Origin of the sequence: Sphingobacterium sp. NGMCC 1.201703 (genome assembly GCF_047784615.1) — a bacterium.
GTDB lineage: Bacteria > Bacteroidota > Bacteroidia > Sphingobacteriales > Sphingobacteriaceae > Sphingobacterium.
Map to the genome: position 1 here is coordinate 212,519 of NZ_JBLOHD010000011.1, position 14,735 is coordinate 227,253.

Consider the following 14,735-nt stretch of genomic DNA (forward strand, 5'->3'; position numbering starts at 1 on the left):
TTTCGCCGCAATTATGTTAGAATTTGAGACTCAATTCGGCAGCGAAATTCCGTGGCATTTGGGCGACAACTACCCCCTGCCCAGAAAAATAATGTGCATTACTGATGTTATTCATCTTTACACCAAAACGATAGAAATCACGTTCAATAGAGATCGAAGCATTAAGCAAGGTATAGGATGGGAAAACAAATTTCCCTGTTGTAGAATTATCAGCAGAAACCTGCTTTCCAACATGATTGACACCAAATCCAAAACCCAGTCCCTGTAGTTTTGGAGTCTGTAAGACATAGCTGAACCAGGAGTTAAAAACTTGCGCCGGACCCGCAGAAGCAGGACGTCGTCCCTCTACTGTAGAATCTGCCCGTTGGAATCTACTATCATTATAAGTATAGCCCGTAAGAATATTCAAACCTCTTATCGGATTGGTAATCAGTTCCAACTCAATACCCTTGCTGCGTTGTTCCCCATCCTGAATTGTTATCTTAGGACCATCATTGGCAGCCAAACGAGTCATATTATTCACGACGATATCGTAATATGATGCCGTAAAATTAAAACGGTTATTCCAGAAATTGGTTTTGATCCCCGCTTCCCATTGATTGGCCAATTGCGGTTTCATCTCTCTTTGTCCCTCAGGATTCTCTAAAGCTGGGGGCACATAACTAAAGCTATTCATATAATTACCATAAGCCGACAATTTATCTTTAAGAATCTGGTATACAACTCCAAACTTTGGTGAAAGCGCCGTTTGCTTGAAGTTTGCCTCTCTTACATTTGTACTTAAGTTCAATTGACCACGGCTATTATAATGGTCTACTCGTAAGCTCAAAATAGTTGTTAGACGATCCGTCAGAGACAGTACATCGGATATATAAGCGCCATAGATGTTGCTTGAGGAATAGTTACGTTGTAGTGGTCTTGTAGACAGTTGTATTTTTTGTGAGGCGAGTTGATTGGATATGGGCAAATAACCTTTTTCTAAATCCAACGCATTGATGGTATCAAACACAACAATAGGTGAATTGTTATTCCGTAAGGTCTGGTTCAGGTAATCTACGCCGATCAAAATTTTATTCTTAACATTTCCGATCTGGAAGCTGCCATTGAAATTTTGCTGGATACTCGTAGAACTTCCTTCGGTATTCTGCCATTGGACATTGCGTTCAAGTAGCGCATCACTTTCCTTGCCCCGAATGAATTGGTATTGATACATACCTTCTGTTTTTCTGAAATTTCTGGAGATCAACGTCTGAGAAGTCCAATTATCTGAAATCTTATAATTTACCTCACCTTTGATATTGATGGACGGGGCTTTCAGCGTAATATCATTATTCGAATAGGATCTATTCCAGTCAAATCCAAGGTCTTGAGGTCTCTTTGCAATAAACTGGCGTGTGCGCGTGAGAAAGATTATGGGGGTATTGGTGCCTTCGTAATTGTATAGCTGTGCTCCCAGATTAAACGTTAACCGATCATTGACCTCATAGTTAAATGTTGGCGCAACAAAAAATGATTTTCTAAATTCCGAATCACGGAAACCGTTTTGGTACTGATAGGCCGTATTTAAACGAAACAAGGTCTTACGGTTGCTGGTGATAGGTCCGAATACATCCGCTGTCAGGCGATTTAAGTTGTAGCTGCCAAATAAATAAGATACTTGGCCGCCGTAGTAATCCTTAGGTTTCTTCGTGACGAGGTTGACCAATCCACCGAAAGAGGTCGCTGCTCCGCCATACAAAGTACCTGAAGGACCTTTTATGACCTCGATACGTTCCACATCCGCAGGATCAATTTCACCATTCGTATTTGCAGGGAGGCCATCCACCAAACCTATTTTCGTTGGGAATCCGCGCAGATTGTAATAAATAGCACCATCTGACCCACGGCCTGGGCTTCCCTGCACTTTCACCATCCCTACAACGTTTTTAACAGCCTCCGACAAATCTGTGGTCAACTGCTCTTTCATTAGTTCTTTGTTGACATTGGAATAGGACTGTGGGTTTTCCATATAGCCCAACTGCACCTTTGCAACTTTTGAGCTATCGCGTTCTAAGAATTTATTGCGTCGATAACCATACACGGTCACCCCATCCAAATAATAATTGTTTTTAGTCCCATAAATCGTCGGAAGGACAGTTGTCTGGTTGTCAACATGAATATTTTCCCGCAATAATTCGATATCATTTAGACTGACTTGTAGAATATAATCACCAGGAGGAACATGCTCTAAATAAAATTCTCCAGCAGCGTTTGTCCGCCCCTGGTAAGATGTATTTAATAGCCGGACAATGGCATCCTTGGCAACAACGGACTGGTCTACCATGATTTTGCCGGATATACGATCGGCCTTCTGGCCAAATGCTGTGAAAAACAGCAGGATTGAGACGATAAAAAGTATCGATCTTTTCATAAAAATTGTAATGGTTTTAATGCTATTGAATATTTTATTTAGACAAATTCTAAACAAAAGTAATCTATATTTTTAAAATTCAAAACAAGCTTATAAATTCAGGCTGACAACAAACCTTTCGTCATTCGCTTATATTATTTACTATACTAAAACAAAAACAATCTAATAAGTATAATTATTTCCTCATAACACTCTTAAACAACAAAAATAGACTACCGGCACTTATTTATATTCAATAAATTTAAACCCAATTTTCACAAAAAAGATAAAAAAAGCTGTCTAGCGTACTTATTTTTAGATTAGAAAACCACCCCTACTTGCTATTTCATGGTATATTAATAAAAAGGCTACTCCCAGAGATTTCCAAGAGTAGCCAAAGTTCTAGGTCTTTTTAAAAAACAATTAAGGCACAATAGTCAATACTGTATTTGTACTCCGTGCGTTAACTCCAGGATCATACATAGATTCTATTGTCGTGATTCCTGAATTAAAAATCCCCAGGTTATTCGCTTTAACCTCATACTCATACATAGATCTTCCCTTAGGCAAGCGATCCATAAAATAATTTGTTGAAGCATCTTTCGAGCTGAAATAATAGTTCTTCCGCCATTGATATCCCGAAGGACTATACAGCGGTTCCACACCAGCTGGACGGCTATCTTTCAGATGAATGTATTGCATTGGCTCATCATTAACTACCGTAATCCTAACTTTGATACGTTCCCCCAGTTTAGCCTCCTTGGATTCTACCCATTGCCCTTTTCGTTCCACTAGATATACTTTCTGAACCGAAAGTGCATTTGTACTTGATTTTATTTGATCAAGATCAGCAAAATACTGATGAACGACAGCACCATAAACTGTTCTTTCGTTATGATTTTGAACTTGAATATCGAGATCGGTCTGCAAATCGACTTTATCGAACTGCTTACTGACTTCGCCCAAAACAGTATTGCTTAATTCGGTCTTTTTGTTGTTAATTGAGATCGCAACGGTATTTTCAGTAACGAAATCTTTTGGATTGTTGGCCAGTAGTAATGCATAAATCGCATCTACAGTCATCCAGGTACTATACCAATGATTTATCTGTTTATTGTAATAGATCCATTGGGTAACCTGATTTAGCTTAGCCGGATTGTTTATTTTGTAAGCTTCCACCAGATAAGATTGCAAACTAATCTTATTGTATTGATTTTCGTTACTTTTCCAGTACATTCCTTTTTGTAGATCGATAACCGCTTCCTGATCAAGTCTATTCTTGATCTCCATGCTCTGCTTGCCCTGACCGAAGATCTGACTCACAATCCATGTTTTTGCGGCCAATCCCGCGCTACGACCAGCGCTACTTAATGAAGAATTGAGCAATTTGCGTTGCAATAACTGCAGGGAATCCTTTGGTATAGGATTAAATTCCGTCCAATACCTTCGTGCAAACAAATAGTCTATCCCCATATCAGTGCTGGACTTTGGCGAAAATATAGCTGGATCCCGGTCGAGATATTGGGTAAGCTTTGAGGCCATCGCACGGATATCGCTATTGACCAAGCTTTTGTCCAAATAGAGCACCTTTCCAATGATTTCCAGCATACGGATACTAATTTCAGTATTGGGCTCCCCCCCATCAAACCATGGAAATGAACCATCTGCGGATTGATTATTACGTATTTTCTGCTCAACAGTATTGATTTCCGCTTGTATATCTGTTCCAAAGAACGCAGCAATTTTCTTTAATCGTTCGGCATCGCCCTGTACGTCACGCAGCCAGGGCATTTCTTCCATTTTGAACTCATTTAAACTACTATTCTCTTCCAATCGGCCTTTTCTTGTATCGACATTCAATTTTTTGAAGTAGTCTGTCACTGCTGGATAATGCAACTGAATATATTGGGCCATCTTGAGACCAAACCACTTACTGCTCAATTGTTCATTGCATTCGTAAGGGTAATTTTTCAGATAGTCCAGTGCGGAGAGTATTTCTAAAATGGGATTGCTTTGTACCTGGATTCTCCCCATGAGATTATCCTTCGCACTTCCCTTTACTGTGAAATTTTTGGATTCACCGGCTTTTAGGACAATCTTCTCAGTATCGCCAATCAGTATCTTATTTGGCAGCACGGGGATTTCAACAATCTCACCATCCGAAAACTCGCCGCCAGCTGCAACGATACGAATCTGTATCGTCGGATACTCTGCCGGAATCTTTAACGACCACGCTACCATGCTGTTATTGGATGCCTCAACACTAAAGTTTTTTAGCGCAGAATCGATCTGGAAAGCAGTTGAAACTACCTGATTATTTCGTGGGTCGATAAGCTCTATTTTTGCATTCCCCTGAATAGGCTCTTTGCTCAGGTTTTGAATTTGCGCTTTGATCGTTAGCTGGTCGTTCGTTCTAAAATAGCGCGGAATATTCGGACGCAACATCAACTGCTTTTGGGTTTGTGTAAAATACGTCCCACTAGCCGATGCCAGATGCTGATCATGGGCGAAAAGCAGCAATTTCCATTTCGTCAATGCTTCGGGACTATCAAATTCAAAACTGATATTCCCTGCTTCATCCGTATACAAATTGGGATAGAAGAAAGCAGTTTCCTGTAGGTTGGTGCGGGCTTTTATATGTTGTAGCTGTTTATACGCTGGTAAGTCCATCCCGCCGTTAGCTGTCGCACTACCGCTCATCTCAGACTGGGCGACCTCCTCATTCACCACCATATATTCTGCGTTTACTGCATCCTCCGCAGCCAAAGGCTCATACATAATTGCCGAAGTAGGCAATGGCGCCGACTGCTTTGCTGCCACAGACATACCCCGAAGAACAACCCGGGAACCACCGTTTCTAAGACGTGGTTCCCCTGATCCAAAGTATAGTGTTGCCGCAGCACGATAAGCTTGTTCGTCGATCAACTCCTCGTATGTGGCATCCTGTTCCAGGGAATTTCCAATGAAGCCCCGGCGGGCTGACAATAGATCATAGTTGTAAATTTCATCGCGCCGATTATCTGCATAAGCTCCATAGAAATTCGAAGTAAAAATGTTCCCTGAATAGGTTTGCTGTTGAAAAGCATTTATAATATAGTAGTTATTTGACCTTGGATAATACGGATAACGAAATTGGAAAGAACCTAAAGCGTGGCTAGCGAATGCGTCCAAAGATGCATCATACATTGTCGCCAATACCTCTGTCGCGATTGGTTTATCCTCTTGTTTTACTGTAAAGCTCCATTTTTCTTTTTGACCGGGTGTTATTTTATCCCTGAAGGTCTTGGTTTGGATTGTTAGTTCCTTATTTTGTTGTGAAATAGGAACAGCAATATGGGATAGTGTCATTTTATTATCAACCAAAAATAATGCATTCAGCTGCAGTTGCCCTACAACATCCTGCTCAGTCAGCACAAATTGATAGGCAATACGACCCTCTTTCCAACTTAATACCTTTGTCTCTAATTTCTGCGAAGCCCGCTCGCGAAACAGCAGTAGTTTCTTGGCATTTTTAACATCCGTCTGCATATGGATGGTAACCTGATCGCCAATTTTATATTTGACTTTATCCAACCGATAGGAGAAAAACTGCTGGTCGCTTAGTTTCTTATCTTTCGACCGATATAGGCTGGTGTAGCCAATAGCACGTACGGTATCCCCCTCCTGTATACTGATGGCTTCGATCTGATACCGCCCCCAATCAAATTGTAATGAATCCAGTACGATCTTGCTCGTATCTGCATTATCAAAATCATAGCTGGCAATCTTCGTTTTTTTCTCTTCTTTGTCGAGCGAGGCTGGATCGAAATAAAGCGGAAAATACTTGTTATAGAGATCTTTTGAAAGCAAATGGTACTCAGCCCTTGCGAAACTCCCCCGATATTCATCTGTCAGCGCTAGGCTTGCCTGCTCCAACTTATAGATGTTGACCTTTCCGCTGAATTTTAGTGGAAAGCCATTTTGATTCTGCTTTAAGATGGTAATATTCCGCCATTTTTTTTCTTCCATCAAATTCGGCACCTGAATCTGAAGCTGCCATGGACGGGATGAATAGGTATAATCTCCAGATGCCATCTGCATCTCCCCGGTCTGATTGATCACCTCAGCCCTGTATACCAATACATAATCTTTCAGCCCGTGAAACTGACGATCCATCAATGGCACGCGTATCGTAAAGTTCCCCTTCTCGTCTACGGTAGTGGTAGAATCACTATAAACGATATCCTTTCCTTCCCTGGCATTATAGAACGAAACTTTATACTTCACTGCTGCGCCGACTAGCGAAACACCTGATAGGCTCTCCGCCTTGCCAACGAACACCGCTGTATCTTTCGAAGTATAGGTGAACTTATTTGGCTCAAAAGTTACTTCAAATGTTGGACGTTTATATTCCTCAACCTGAAAATATTGCTGATCAAGCTGTTTAGAATCGCGAAAAACCAATAGATTATAATTTCCGTTCAATGCCTTTGAAGGCAATTGGAAACTCGCATGGACAGATCCAAAAAGATTGGTTGTCAAACTGATCGAGTCAATCTTCTGACGATTGGCATCCTGAAGATAGATTTTCACATTTTGCTTTTCCAGGACTTTGCCTTGTTGTACATGATCATCGTAAAGAATAGTCTTAAAATAGACTTTTTGCCCAGGACGGTAGATGGCTCTATCCATCAAGCTGAGCGCACGCATATTTGTTCTTTTATTGCTCTCCACTACAGACCTCATCCGATCTTCATAATAAACATTATTTTGTTGCTGATCCAAAGGAATCATCGTTTTTTCCCCATGAAGCAACAGCATGTGATTATGTAAGTAGGCCGCATTTTTGGGAGAATAGGTGGATTTGTAATTGAACTCGCCCGCGGCATTGGTCTTTAATTGCGTGATCAGTTTAGGCAGGGCTTTATTTCTCAATTGATAAAGTTCCACCATTTCATTTGCATAGGGAGCGCCCGTTTTCCGGTTCAATAGCAAACCCGTATATACAAATTCATTTTGAGGTTTTATATTTATATTTCCAGACAAAAATGCGTCAGAAACAATCAGCTGAGAAACAGCCACATCGCGATCCTGACCATTATCTTGAAATGATTTATTATTACCGATCAAAATCGTGTAGGTACCAGCTTTAAGGGGATTAATTTTATAAATTGTATTGTGCGTCGTATAATCTTTAAAGGCTTTCAATGCCACCTGTTCCTCATAGACTACTGGCGCATTTACTGTAGTCTGGTAACTTGCAGAATCGTATTTTACCGTAAAATCTTTTGCGTCCTTAACTGTAGGACTTGTATTATAAACCCTGATATATAAAGTATCCACGTTCGTGTGGTTAATCTGGAAAGGGACATATTCATCCGTCGGCGTCATTCTCTTATGATTTAGTTGGATGAAAGCCTTTTTTATTTCCTTCGTCAAATTATCTACATTAGAAATCCAGGCTGATTTTGGATAATCTTTTAACGCTTGTTCAAGATATGTAATTGCCTTTGTCTTTTTCCCGATGTCGTTGAAACTTGCCGCCAACCGATAAAGTAAAAATGCGTTGTAGTCACTTTTATAGGTTTTTATATGCTCCAGGTAGTCGCCTTCCCGCTCTTCGATATTATTCCATTTCCAATCATAAGACATGATATAGCTGCTTGCATCTGGATAATCATTCTTGGTGCTGATTGCCAACAATTGCTTTTTAAGTTTATCCTTATCAGCCGCATTAGTAGCTTTTAATGTATTCAAAAAATCCAGATATTGATAACCTAAAAAATGGTAAAGAGTGGGATTCAAGCTCATATTTCGTGTTTCGACAAACAGCCCCTTCCAGCGCGCTACAGGTTCCGCACTTAAACTGTTTACATCCGAAATCGAGAGACGAAAAATAGAATCGATCATACCGACTTTACCTTTTGCATCTTTTGCTACAAATTTGTTTTGGCTCTTACTTGCATATCGGTTGATATTCGAAAATAAATAAAGGGCATAAAAGTTTTGGAGAACCGATTTATCCAGCTTTTCAGCAATCCGGATATTGTCTTCAAAATGTTTCTGGATACGCAAAAAAGCGGAGTCTTCAGATTGGTTTACTTCCAACGCTTTCCCTTCCGCCAAAAATGCACGTACCCATTCGGCTTGATTGCCAGAGCGTCGAGCTTCGGCTTTAATATCTGCCAATATGGGCAATGTCTGTGTGAAGTTTTTAATTGCAATAAGTCTTTCGACCTCATTCCACTTTGCCTCCACCTTGCCTGGCTTAAGCTCCTGCGAAAACCCCCAGATCGGGAGACATGTTAACAATAACCAGATGTATCTTTTCATATAATATGACGCTAAATATCTACTAAATATGAGCATTTTTTTTCTGAAAGGATGCAGTAAATAAATGGATTCCATAATCGTTAAAAAAAATAAATAATACCGAATTCAATGTCGACCTCTCCCCAATCCACATGATTACGAAGAATCGAGAACAATCATCATTCCATCCACTGCAGATATCCGCTTATTGGTACGGCACAATTTGATTGCTAGTTATCACAAAATGGTTAGTAGATATTTTTTTATATATTTAATAAATAATTCATATCCAGTTAATATCAGTTTCGTTCCTTTATAATAGGATAGTTAATGCAGTCAACAGGTTAATGTATCAATTATGAAAACGATCAACTATTTTTTCCAACGGATTATATTTAGAATCTTTTTAGGTCGGTTCAGTTCGTTCTATTCACCATTAAGATTTCACAAAAATTAATTCATATTCAGGTCGGATGACACATCCGACAGCTATATTTCAATAAATGCATTTAACCAAAGATGCCTTTGGCAAAGATTTTATTTGGGGAGTATCTACCGCCGCTTATCAAATCGAGGGAGCACATGATCAACATGGCAAAGGCCCTTCTATATGGGATATCTTTGTAAAGAAAAGAAACCGTATATTTCAGAATCAACATGGCGATCATGCCTGTGATTTCTATAACCGCTACAGACAAGACCTTGCATTAATGCAAGGTATGCACATTCCTAACTATCGTTTTTCCCTAGCTTGGAGTCGTATCTTGCCGAATGGTATTGGACAGACCAATCATTCAGGTATGGACTTTTACGATCGTCTGATCGACCTCTCACTGGAATTGAGGATTAAACCTTGGGTTACCCTATATCACTGGGATCTCCCCCACGCGCTGGAAAAAAGGGGGGGCTGGGTCAACCGTGATGTCAAGGATTGGTTTGGTGAATTTGTATCCACCTGTGTTGCCCGTTATGGAGATCGGGTAAAAAACTGGATGGTGCTCAACGAGCCGACTGTATTTACGGCCGCAGGATACTTCTTTGGTGTACATGCCCCGGAAAGAAAAGGTTTGGGCAATTTTCTTGCAGCGGTTCACCATGCTGCACTAGCACAAGCCCATGGCGCTAGGATCATAAAATCTTTACAACCGGACAGCCAGGTGGGTACCACTTTTTCCTGCTCCCATGTAGAACCATTCACAGCAAGAGAAAAAGATGTGATTGCGGCAAAAAAAGCCGATGTATTACTCAATAGGTTGTTCATCGAGCCACTATTGGGTATGGGCTACCCAACACAGGAAATCAAAATTCTCAATCGAATTGAAAAATACATCAAACCAGGTGATGAGAACGATTTAAAGTTTGATATGGATTTTATTGGTATTCAAAATTATACCCGGGAGATAATCCGTTACGCAATGTTTGTCCCCTATCTTCAGGCAAAAATCGTGACGGCGAAGGAACGTAAAGTTGAAATGACCGAAATGAACTGGGAAGTATACCCCAGCTCCATTTATCAAATGCTGAAAAAATTCAGTAGCTACCCCAATATACCGCCACTCATTGTCACCGAAAATGGTGCTGCCTTTAAGGATCACATTGAGCACGGACAGGTACATGATCCTAAAAGATTGAACTATCTGCAGGAAGCCATACAACATGTCTATCAGGCAAAAGAAGAAGGTGTAAATGTGAAAGGCTACTTTGTCTGGACTTTTTTAGACAATTTTGAATGGGCGGAAGGATATCGACCACGATTTGGGTTGGTGTATGTAGATTTTCAAAACCAGCAACGTATCATAAAATCCTCAGGCCACTGGTATGCAAATTTCTTAAAATAAATCTTACTTCTTTTCCGACCGATGTTTCCATCTATTGACCAGTTTCAACAGTAGTGGAATCAATAGCAAGGGTATTAATAAACTGGCCATACTGACGACTGTATTTCGTCCGTTATCACCCAAAAAGTAGGCCGAAAGCGAACCTAACACAACTGGAACACCAATGGCCATAATTTTCCCCCATGCTAATTCGGACTCAGCATGATGAATATCACGAGTAGGAATAACCTCGACCAGGTTAAATTCCTCGGCTTTGAAGTAGGCTAAAATTTGTGTTATTTCAGATGCTGTTAATTCCCGTGGTCGCAAACTCTCCCCTTTTACAACAATAAGCAACCCATGCTTGTCTTGCTGAATACTATCAATATCCTTTGTTTTAAAGTGCTTTAAATACCCCATTGGATTAAGAGCGTAGCCTTTATAATCATCTCCGGGACAGAGACAAGAAAACTTATCCGCATTCATTGAAAAAATAATATCCGTATGATCATCCTGAATAGCGGCTATTAAAGCTATCACAGCATGAATACAACTTAATGCCAGAAATTGAAGGATAAATATCCAAAAAGAAAGCCGTAATAACCAGGATACGAGCAGTGCCAAAAGAACCAAAGCAATGGAAAACCATTTTAGATACAAGATGAGGTCTATTTTTCGATTCAGAAAATAGCTAATAATCACACAGACCACAGAAACTATACCTAATTTCAAATCCCAAAAGATGGAAAGAAAGCCTAATAAAAAAATAAGGCCAAACAAAACCAAAGTGGCATAATCCCCCTTTTTACCTAATTTTTTTCGTTCGATTTTAATACTATTTCTCAAGTCTCAGCGCTTTAAAATAAGGATTACTTTCTTAATCACTTGTATATCATTAATTGAATAAAGATATTTATATTTATCCAATTAATGAATATTAGATAGAAGATGAGTAATTAACATTTGACTTATGAAGACTTTTCAGTTTAAATCACACAATGTTAAAAAAGGCTTAATCTTTGGATTCAGCTATTTGATTATTGTTTTTATTATTTTCAGCCTTATCTACGGTGGCATCAATGGGATGGCCGATGCAGTCAATAACTTTGGATCAGCTAAAGCGCTGGGTTTCTTGGTCGCAATACTTGTCATTGGTCCATTTGTTGTGATACTGCAGCTAATTAACCCCAAAATAGAAGTACATATCGGTTCCCAGCATATGCTGATCAAACAAAAGAAGAAACCGGATCAGGAAATCCCTCTAGAGGACATTTATAGCATGAAGATAAACCATTCATTGGTTAATCAGCTGCAGATCTTCGATCAACAAGGACAGTTAATCATAACGATCCACCCCCAACAGGATATGCAAATCATTTATGGAATTGCTGCTGAAATCGCTCAGCACACATTCTTCACCCAAGAAAAAGGTAGCAGGAAGATCTTTGGTAATCCTATTGAGACTATGTCCTACTTAAGGAAGCTTTAAAACTGAAGCAGATTAACATCCCTTAAGTAATTCAAATAACGCCAAGGTCTTTAATAGCATAAAAATATTATATGAAGGTATACTATCCCAATAACCAATGGACATTTTATATGATTTCCCCGCTCATCATCTGGGTAGGTCTTTGCTATTTCATATTTGTGGAAAGGGATTTTTCCCTGGTTTTTATAGGCTTTGCTTTATTTTCTTTTCTCTATTTTTGCTATTGCCTTTACGAAAGATTTGGAACCAAATTAATCATCTATGCAGATCGGCTCGAACTCCGCCAAAACTTTCAACAGCCCCAATCATTTCACTATATAGATCATGAGTTTGTCGTAGGCCCAACCTATGACACCTTTACCCATCGGACATTTTCAACAAAATATACGGGTCGGTCACGTTATTTTTTTATCTATCCTTTGGACGAAGACGGCAATCGTGTGAAAACACTTTCTACAGCGCTTGAACTAAGTATTACTAAGAGGCGATACCGAAAAATCCAAAAAGATTTGTCAGAAAGCTTGAAAAAGCTGGATCTTCTAGCACATTTGCGTTACAATAACAACAACGATAATGTTATTGTTAGAAATAGGTAATCCTGTTTTTAGCAAGAGCACAGCATCCCAACTTACTTTAGTTCCAGCAGTTCTTTGCCGAATTTTTTCTCAATAAAGGGATTCATCGGTGGGATGCCGAATTTAGTATTGTCTAACCAAAATTTGTTTGTATACCGACTTTTCAATTCGAGCCAAAGACCTGAAGTAATCTCTTTCTTTATATTCTTGAATTCTTCTTTTGTGATAAATCGACGTTCCTGTGTATAAAACTCGCTCAAAAAATCAAAAGGGATAAATTCCGATTTACGACCTCTCTTAATAGCACCGACATTCATGACCACCCTGCTGACCAACTTGGCTTGTTCAGGTTGATCAAGATTTGTAGGCGAATAATTTTCCATGGTTACGCCGGTATATTGCTGTCCTTTGATCTTGAAGAAGCTTACTTCTTTTTGGCTATTGGGTGGGATAATATCAAAATATACCTGTACATCACCACGGGCCGTTTCTTGGATATATCCTGTATTCAGATTACCCGTCCTGATGATCTTCCGCCCTTTATCCTGAACCAGAACAAATTTTGAAGGAAGATCATTCGCAACAGACTGTGTCTTCATACGCATCACATGCGGTTTCCATTGCCAAAAATTACCCATCACCTCTCTAAAATTCTGCGTAGTGATGGAATCCTCGAAAATCCGGTAATCCAAAATCCGATGATAGACCTTTCCATTTTTGTTTTTCAACGGAATATAATATTCAATTATTCCGTCGTAGAAATAACGTGTACGCTTATTGAAAAAAGTGGTATTTCTAAAATATCCCTTCAAAATCAGAAAGTCATACTGACTCTTATCTCCGATTGCTACCTCATCTATTTTTATACTACGTGGAATCAATTTGATCAGCTTCTGCTTGCGCAGCTCCAAAGTCGATTCCTGATAGTTATTATAAGAAATATGCTGTAATATGATTTTTACGTTTGCATCCTGTCCAAGCGAATCAATATCGAACTCCCCTTTCGCATTTGCTACACCTAATAATGTCCCGTCTTCAGCGTAAATATTCACTAAAGGCACAGGTTCGCCACTTAAACTATCAACGATACGGATTTGAGCGAATAGAGCGTTGCAACTAAAAAAAATACATAGGAAAAATAATATTTTTGCCATAAATGAAATTATTGACCTAAAATATAAAATAGTCATTAAAATACTGTCAAAAATCGTTAAAGAACAGCCGCAACATGAACCCAGCACGAGGAATATAGTTTAGTAGCCCCCCTTCTACAAGAGCTTTTTTGCCCTATAACCTTATGCTCTATAAACTTCTTTTTATATTTAGCCATTAATCCATACCACCATTTATTTTAAAGGCATAATCCCAATGATAAAATTAAAGAGAGTCCACTACCTAGTTTTAATATGCACGACAATAGTCTTTGGATTATTATCGCGGAAAATTACAGGCATCCCTTTATCTATGGGCGACGGCTTATATGCCGTGATGATCTATTGGTTATGTCGGTTTATTTTTTCTCAGCGGTCTTTCAGCTTTTGCTTTGTAAGTTCACTGGCATTTTGCTTTACAATTGAGTTTTTACAGTTGGTACAACGTCCACTATTGATCAGCGTCAGAAACCATCCGCTATTACGACTGCTATTTGGCCAAGGCTTTCTCTGGTCTGACTTGATCGCCTACATCGCTGGATCTGCTATCGCTTTTCTCTTGGATCGATCTTTTCACCGATCCAAGAAAAAATAGAAAAGAATAAGGTTAAAAGCATAACCCATACAAAACGCTGATAATATACTGACAATAAAAAAGATTCTTTTCATATTTTAATCGGTTGTTGTCCGTAACGAATGTAGTGATTAAGCCTTAAATAAATCGCTTATCGGCGTTTTAATTTACAGGTATAATTTTCTCAAATCGCATTCAGATAATCATTTAATGACAACTCCGTATCAATCTCTAATTTCTTCCGCAGCCTATAACGGTGGATTTCAACTCCTCTGACAGTAATATTCTGCAATTGCGCAATTTGTTTGGATGTAAAATGAAGTTTCAGATAGGTGCATACTTTAACTAAAGCCGCTTGTCAGAAAATAATGATAAGCGGTTTCTGTTTTTTAGGATTCCCGCATCGCAGCTTTAACAAAAAACAAGGTAATCAATTATTCCGAACGTGT

The 14,735-nt window shown here is 39.2% G+C and carries 8 protein-coding genes; 4 read left to right on the forward strand and 4 right to left on the reverse strand.

Annotated elements, in window-relative coordinates; translation table 11 throughout:
• Positions 1–16: 16 nt before the first annotated feature.
• Positions 17–2,410: a TonB-dependent siderophore receptor gene (locus tag ACK8HY_RS21155; RefSeq protein ID WP_416134726.1), complete on the reverse strand. Its 2,394-nt coding sequence runs from the start codon at positions 2,408–2,410 to the stop codon at positions 17–19.
• Between the two features lie 402 nt (positions 2,411–2,812).
• Positions 2,813–8,701: an MG2 domain-containing protein gene (locus ACK8HY_RS21160; protein WP_416134727.1), complete on the reverse strand. Its 5,889-nt coding sequence runs from the start codon at positions 8,699–8,701 to the stop codon at positions 2,813–2,815.
• A gap of 482 nt (positions 8,702–9,183) precedes the next feature.
• Between ACK8HY_RS21160 and ACK8HY_RS21165 the strand changes: the two genes are divergently transcribed.
• On the forward strand, positions 9,184–10,518 hold the full coding sequence (locus tag ACK8HY_RS21165; protein ID WP_416134728.1) for a GH1 family beta-glucosidase: 1,335 nt from the start codon (positions 9,184–9,186) through the stop codon (positions 10,516–10,518).
• Positions 10,519–10,521: 3 nt separating this feature from the next.
• Here the strand turns inward: ACK8HY_RS21165 and ACK8HY_RS21170 are convergent, their stop codons facing one another.
• Complete coding sequence (locus ACK8HY_RS21170) at positions 10,522–11,343, reverse strand: hypothetical protein (protein WP_416134729.1); 822 nt, start codon at positions 11,341–11,343, stop codon at positions 10,522–10,524.
• Positions 11,344–11,467: 124 nt separating this feature from the next.
• On the opposite strand from ACK8HY_RS21170, the gene ACK8HY_RS21175 reads away from it, so the two are divergent.
• Entirely contained in the window at positions 11,468–11,986 is a 519-nt protein-coding gene (locus tag ACK8HY_RS21175; protein ID WP_416134730.1) for a hypothetical protein, read from the forward strand.
• Positions 11,987–12,057: 71 nt separating this feature from the next.
• On the forward strand, positions 12,058–12,582 hold the full coding sequence (locus ACK8HY_RS21180) for a hypothetical protein (protein WP_416134731.1): 525 nt from the start codon (positions 12,058–12,060) through the stop codon (positions 12,580–12,582).
• 32 nt (positions 12,583–12,614) lie between these two features.
• Here ACK8HY_RS21180 and ACK8HY_RS21185 read toward each other — a convergent pair whose 3' ends face one another.
• Entirely contained in the window at positions 12,615–13,715 is a 1,101-nt protein-coding gene (locus ACK8HY_RS21185) for a hypothetical protein (protein ID WP_416134732.1), read from the reverse strand.
• A gap of 310 nt (positions 13,716–14,025) precedes the next feature.
• Between ACK8HY_RS21185 and ACK8HY_RS21190 the strand changes: the two genes are divergently transcribed.
• Positions 14,026–14,307: a DUF2809 domain-containing protein gene (locus ACK8HY_RS21190; protein ID WP_416134781.1), complete on the forward strand. Its 282-nt coding sequence runs from the start codon at positions 14,026–14,028 to the stop codon at positions 14,305–14,307.
• Positions 14,308–14,735 lie beyond the last annotated feature (428 nt).